This is a genomic window from Pseudomonas sp. IT-P44, from assembly GCF_949768225.1.
GTDB classification, from domain to species: domain Bacteria; phylum Pseudomonadota; class Gammaproteobacteria; order Pseudomonadales; family Pseudomonadaceae; genus Aquipseudomonas; species Aquipseudomonas migulae.
Window position 1 is genome coordinate 1 of sequence record NZ_CATKQM010000071.1, and the last position, 4,621, is coordinate 4,621.

Sequence of the window (4,621 nt, forward strand, 5' to 3'; positions counted from 1 at the left end):
CTTGCCCGCGAAGGGGCCCTCAAACACACCTCAAATCTTCGCTTCAATCTCCCGCCCAAACCGCTCCCGATACACCGACGGCGGCACGCCGACCACGTTGCGAAACGCCACCCGGAAACTTTCCACCGAGCGATAACCACACTGCTCGGCGATCTGGTCGGTGTTTCTGCTCGTGCTCTCCAGCAATTCACGGGCCCGCGCCAGGCGTTCATGCTGCAACCACGCTTTGGGCGGCATGCCCGTGGCTTCGGTAAACCGACGCAGGAATGTCCGTTCACTCATGGCCGCCTCGCTGGCCAGGTCGCGGACCTCCAGCGGTTCATGCAAACGCTCCCGAACCCACTGCATCACGCGGGAAAGATCGCTGCGCGGCGTAGGACTGACCGGCGTCGGAATGAACTGGGCCTGGCCGCCGGTGCGTTGCGGCGACATCACCAGCCGTCGTGCTACCGAGTTGGCCACCTGGGTGCCGAAATCCCGTGCCACCAAATGCAGGCACGCATCGATACCAGCAGCACTGCCCGCCGAAGTGATCAGTTGGCCCGAGTCGACGTAGAGCACGTCAGGGTCCACCAGGATGTTCGGGAAACGCGCCGCCAGTTCCGAGGTGTAGCGCCAGTGTGTGGTGGCACCGTGACCGTCGAGCAAACCGGTCGCTGCCAGGACGAACACGCCCGAGCAGATCGACAGCAACCGTGCGCCCCGCGCATGGGCCTGGCGCAGGGCGGTGATCAACGCTTCAGGCACCGCAGCGTTGCGATCACGCCAACCGGGAATGATGATGGTTCGGGCGTCGCCGAGCAGTTCCATGCCGCCATCGGCCAGCACCTGAATGCCGCCCATGGCGCGCATCGGGCCCTGATCCACGGCGACGATCCGGTGTTCGTACCACGGGAAATCGAACTCCGGGCGCGCCAGGCCGAATATCTCCACGGCGATGCCGAATTCGAAGGTGCAGAGGCCGTCGTAGGCCAGAATCGCGACTAATCCAGGGTTGGGCTGCATTTGGCGGAAAATTCCCGGTAGGTGTCTTGTGCGCCACTTTAGCCGCAAGCGCACGGCGGATAAAGTCTTCTCACACCCACCCAAACGTTGGAGTACCGCTCATGACCAGCCTGGTCCGCAACATTCCCGCCGCCCCATCGGCGATTGCCCTGATGCATTTCAGCAACCGTCTGACCTTCGAGACCGATTGTTCCGACGTCCACGGCAGCCAGCAGGCAGGTGAAGTGGATTTTGTGCTAATGGACGTTCGCGGTCCGCTGGCGTTCGAGCGTGGTCATGTGCCGGGCGCGATCAATTTTCCGGGACGACTGCTGACTGCTGAAGGGGTGGCTGGCTATGCCAAATCCACGCTGTTCGTGGTGTATTGCGCCGGGCCGCATTGCAATGGTGCCAACAAGGCCGCGGTGAAACTGGCGGCGCTGGGTTACCCGGTCAAGGAAATGATCGGCGGAGTGACCGGTTGGCTGGATGAAGGGTTTGAGTTGAGCACTGAGGTGCAACGGCCAGCTGCCATCGGCTGCGAATGCTGATGTAAATGCTTTTGAAGGAGCCGGCTTGCTGCGGGCGGCGTTCCGACGATCGCGGTGGGTCAGTCGACATGTTCATCGCCTGAACGGTCGCTATCGCCAGCAAGCCGGCTCCTACAGATTTAGGTATTCATGCGATCGTTGGCTAATTGCCCGCTTTGCCCGCTACCGCCCACCACTCATCCAGCGTCACCTGCAACCATTCAAAAACGGCGGCATGGGCGGCGCTGTCCGGTGCTCCCCGTGGCAGCGGCGATTCCTCGGCAAAGTGCGCATTGAGCGTTGCCACCGATTCGGCATTCCACTCCGGATGAAACTGCAAACCCACCCGAGCAGGCCCTGCGCGATACATCTGCTGCTCGCACTGATCACTGCTGGCCAGTAGTTGCGCGCCGGGCGGCAAGTCGATGGCGTCTTCGTGCCATTCCAGCACCTTCAATACCTGGCCATCGGCAAAGCGCACTGGCGTCCAGCCGGTTTCGGTCCGATCCATTCGCCGCACATTCCCGCCCAGGCTCAGCGCCAACAACTGCGCCCCCAGACAAATCGCAAACACCGCTGCGCCCTGTTCCAGGCTGCGCGCGAGCCACTGGCGTTCAGCCTCCAGCCATGCGGGGCCGGCGTTGGACTCATAGGGCCCGCCCAATAAAACCGCCGGTTCCGCGCTGACTGGCGGCAATTGACCGAGGTCGGCGCGGTAGACGTTCAGCGACAATCCCCGGGAGGCAGCCCAGTCGGCAATTGCGCCCGGTCCTTCGGCGGGGTGGTGCTGGATCAGGTTCAAGGTGCGAATCTCATCGTTCATGCAGCTCGCCTTTTCTATAAGTATTTGTCGCATATGCACAATTTACGCGCCTGAAGCCGCTCTAGACTGCCCGCCACTTCGGTTTTCTCCAACAAAAAAGCGCTGACCGAACGCTACCAATCGAACGCTGCCAATAAAAGCCTCCGCCCACAGGAGTTATAAATGAAGAAGCTAGTGATGTTCGGTGCCCTGGCACTGTCGATGTTGTCCCTGACCGCTGTGGCCGATGACGCCAAGCCGATCCGCATCGGTATCGAAGCCGGTTACCCGCCATTCTCGATGAAAACCCCTGACGGCAAACTTACCGGTTTCGACGTTGATATCGGCGACGCGCTGTGTGAGCAGGCGAAACTGAAATGTACTTGGGTCGAGCAAGAGTTCGACGGCCTGATCCCGGCCCTGAAGGTCAAGAAAATCGACGCGATCCTGTCGTCCATGACCATCACCGACGACCGCAAGAAAAACGTCGATTTCACCATCAAGTACTACCACACCCCGGCGCGCTTCGTGATGAAGGAAGGCACCGACGTCAAAGACCCGCTGACCGAGCTCAAGGGCAAGAAAGTCGGTGTACTGCGCGCCAGTACTCACGACCGCTTCGCCACTGAAGTGCTGCAACCGGCCGGTATTGTCCTGGTGCGTTACGGCTCGCAGCAGGAAGCCAACCTGGACATGGTCTCCGGTCGCCTCGACGCGATGCTGGCCGACTCGGTCAACCTCGACGACGGTTTCCTGAAAACCGACGCGGGCAAGGGCTTCGCTTTTGTGGGTCCAACCTACGAAGACGCCAAGTACTTCGGCGGCGGCGCCGGCATCGCTGTGCGCAAGGGTGATCAAGAGCTGGCGGACAAATTCAACACCGCCATCACTGAAATCCGTGCCAACGGCAAGTACAAGCAAGTGCAGGACAAGTACTTCAATTTTGATGTTTACGGCGAGTAATCCAGCCGTATAAGAAAGTGGCAACCGTGAAGACGGTTGCCACTTTTTTTATGTTCTCTTTAATGAATCGAGAACCTTGTGGGAGCGAGCCTGCTCGCGATAGCGGAGTGTCAGCCAATGTTTTGTATCCTGATACTCCGCTATCGCGAGCAGGCTCGCTCCCACAGGGGATCTCAGTGTTCTGATGTTCAGGAGTTTTTATGCAACGCATCGACCACCCATTGCCCTGGAGCCACCTGGGCTCCGAACGCACCCTCAGCGTATTTCGTTACGGCACGGGCTCGCGCAAGGTCTACATCCAGGCCAGCCTGCACGCGGACGAACTGCCGGGCATGCGCACGGCGTGGGAGCTGAAAAAACGCCTGGCCGAGCTCGAAGCCCAAGGTCAGTTGCAAGGCGTGATCGATTTGGTTCCCGTGGCCAATCCCATCGGCCTGGACCAACACCTGCAAGGCAGTCACATGGGCCGTTTCGAACTCGGCAGTGGCAAGAATTTCAACCGCTCGTTCGTTGAGCTGAGCGCGCCGGTCGGCGAGCTGATCGGTGATCAGTTGGGCGCCGATGCCCTGGCCAACATCGCGTTGATTCGCCAGGCCATGGGCCAGGTTCTCGACGGTTTGCCTGCACCAAAGTCGCAGCTGGAAGCCATGCATCGCTTGCTGCTGCGCCATGCCTGTGATGCCGACATCACCCTCGACTTGCATTGCGATTTCGAAGCGGCGATTCATATTTATGCGCTGCCGCAACACTGGTCGCAATGGAAGTCCCTGGCGGCTCGGCTGAAGGCAGGCGTTGCGCTGCTGTGTGAAGACTCCGGCGGCAGTTCTTTCGATGAATCCTGTTCTTCGCCATGGTTGCGTCTGGCCAAGGCATTCCCCGAGGCGGCGATTCCACCGGCCAACCTGGCGACAACGCTGGAGCTGGGCAGCATGGGCGATACCCGGGTCGATCAGGCTCAGGCCAATTGCGAGGCCATTCTCGGCTTCCTTGCCGAACAGGGTTTTATCAAAGGCACCTGGCCGGCGGCACCGAGTGAATGCTGTGAAGGTATGCCGTTTGAAGGCACGGAATATCTGTTTGCGCCGCATCATGGCGTGGTCAGTTTTCTGCGCGAGGCCGGTGAATGGGTCGAGAAGGGCGATGCACTGTTTGAAGTGGTTGACCCGTTGAGCGACCGGGTGACCACCGTGTGCGCCGGTACCAGTGGTGTGTTGTTTGCCATCGACCGTGGGCGGTATACGCAACCGGGGACGTGGCAGGCGAAAGTTGCGGGGCGCGAGCCGATCCGCGTTGGGAAGTTGATTAACGATTGACCGGGATGCTTTGGTGTCGCTGATGCCTT

General features: G+C 60.3%; 5 protein-coding genes. 3 read left to right on the forward strand and 2 right to left on the reverse strand.

Annotated features, from left to right (window positions below):
- Positions 1-30 precede the first annotated feature (30 nt).
- On the reverse strand, positions 31-1,005 hold the full coding sequence (gene ftrA, locus ACM6IO_RS26630; protein WP_192228754.1) for a transcriptional regulator FtrA: 975 nt from the start codon (positions 1,003-1,005) through the stop codon (positions 31-33).
- A gap of 101 nt (positions 1,006-1,106) precedes the next feature.
- On the opposite strand from ftrA, the gene ACM6IO_RS26635 reads away from it, so the two are divergent.
- Positions 1,107-1,535: a rhodanese-like domain-containing protein gene (locus ACM6IO_RS26635; protein WP_414912533.1), complete on the forward strand. Its 429-nt coding sequence runs from the start codon at positions 1,107-1,109 to the stop codon at positions 1,533-1,535.
- A 142-nt stretch (positions 1,536-1,677) separates the two neighbouring features.
- On the opposite strand, the gene ACM6IO_RS26640 is transcribed toward ACM6IO_RS26635, so the two are convergent.
- Entirely contained in the window at positions 1,678-2,337 is a 660-nt protein-coding gene (locus tag ACM6IO_RS26640) for a type 1 glutamine amidotransferase (RefSeq protein WP_225609966.1), read from the reverse strand.
- 162 nt (positions 2,338-2,499) lie between these two features.
- On the opposite strand from ACM6IO_RS26640, the gene ACM6IO_RS26645 reads away from it, so the two are divergent.
- The gene (locus ACM6IO_RS26645; RefSeq protein WP_192228756.1) at positions 2,500-3,279 is read left to right on the forward strand and encodes an ABC transporter substrate-binding protein; all 780 of its coding nucleotides are present in this window, start codon (positions 2,500-2,502) and stop codon (positions 3,277-3,279) included.
- A gap of 200 nt (positions 3,280-3,479) precedes the next feature.
- The gene (locus tag ACM6IO_RS26650) at positions 3,480-4,592 is read left to right on the forward strand and encodes a succinylglutamate desuccinylase/aspartoacylase family protein (RefSeq protein WP_414912534.1); all 1,113 of its coding nucleotides are present in this window, start codon (positions 3,480-3,482) and stop codon (positions 4,590-4,592) included.
- Positions 4,593-4,621 lie beyond the last annotated feature (29 nt).

What these genes read in the sequence shown, in the direction of transcription:
- ftrA (WP_192228754.1), bottom strand. Translation starts at nt 1,005, where the DNA reads ATGCAGCCCAACCCTGGATTAGTCGCGATTCTGGCCTACGACGGCCTC.
- ACM6IO_RS26635 (WP_414912533.1), top strand. Translation starts at nt 1,107, where the DNA reads ATGACCAGCCTGGTCCGCAACATTCCCGCCGCCCCATCGGCGATTGCC.
- ACM6IO_RS26640 (WP_225609966.1), bottom strand. Translation starts at nt 2,337, where the DNA reads ATGAACGATGAGATTCGCACCTTGAACCTGATCCAGCACCACCCCGCC.
- ACM6IO_RS26645 (WP_192228756.1), top strand. Translation starts at nt 2,500, where the DNA reads ATGAAGAAGCTAGTGATGTTCGGTGCCCTGGCACTGTCGATGTTGTCC.
- ACM6IO_RS26650 (WP_414912534.1), top strand. Translation starts at nt 3,480, where the DNA reads ATGCAACGCATCGACCACCCATTGCCCTGGAGCCACCTGGGCTCCGAA.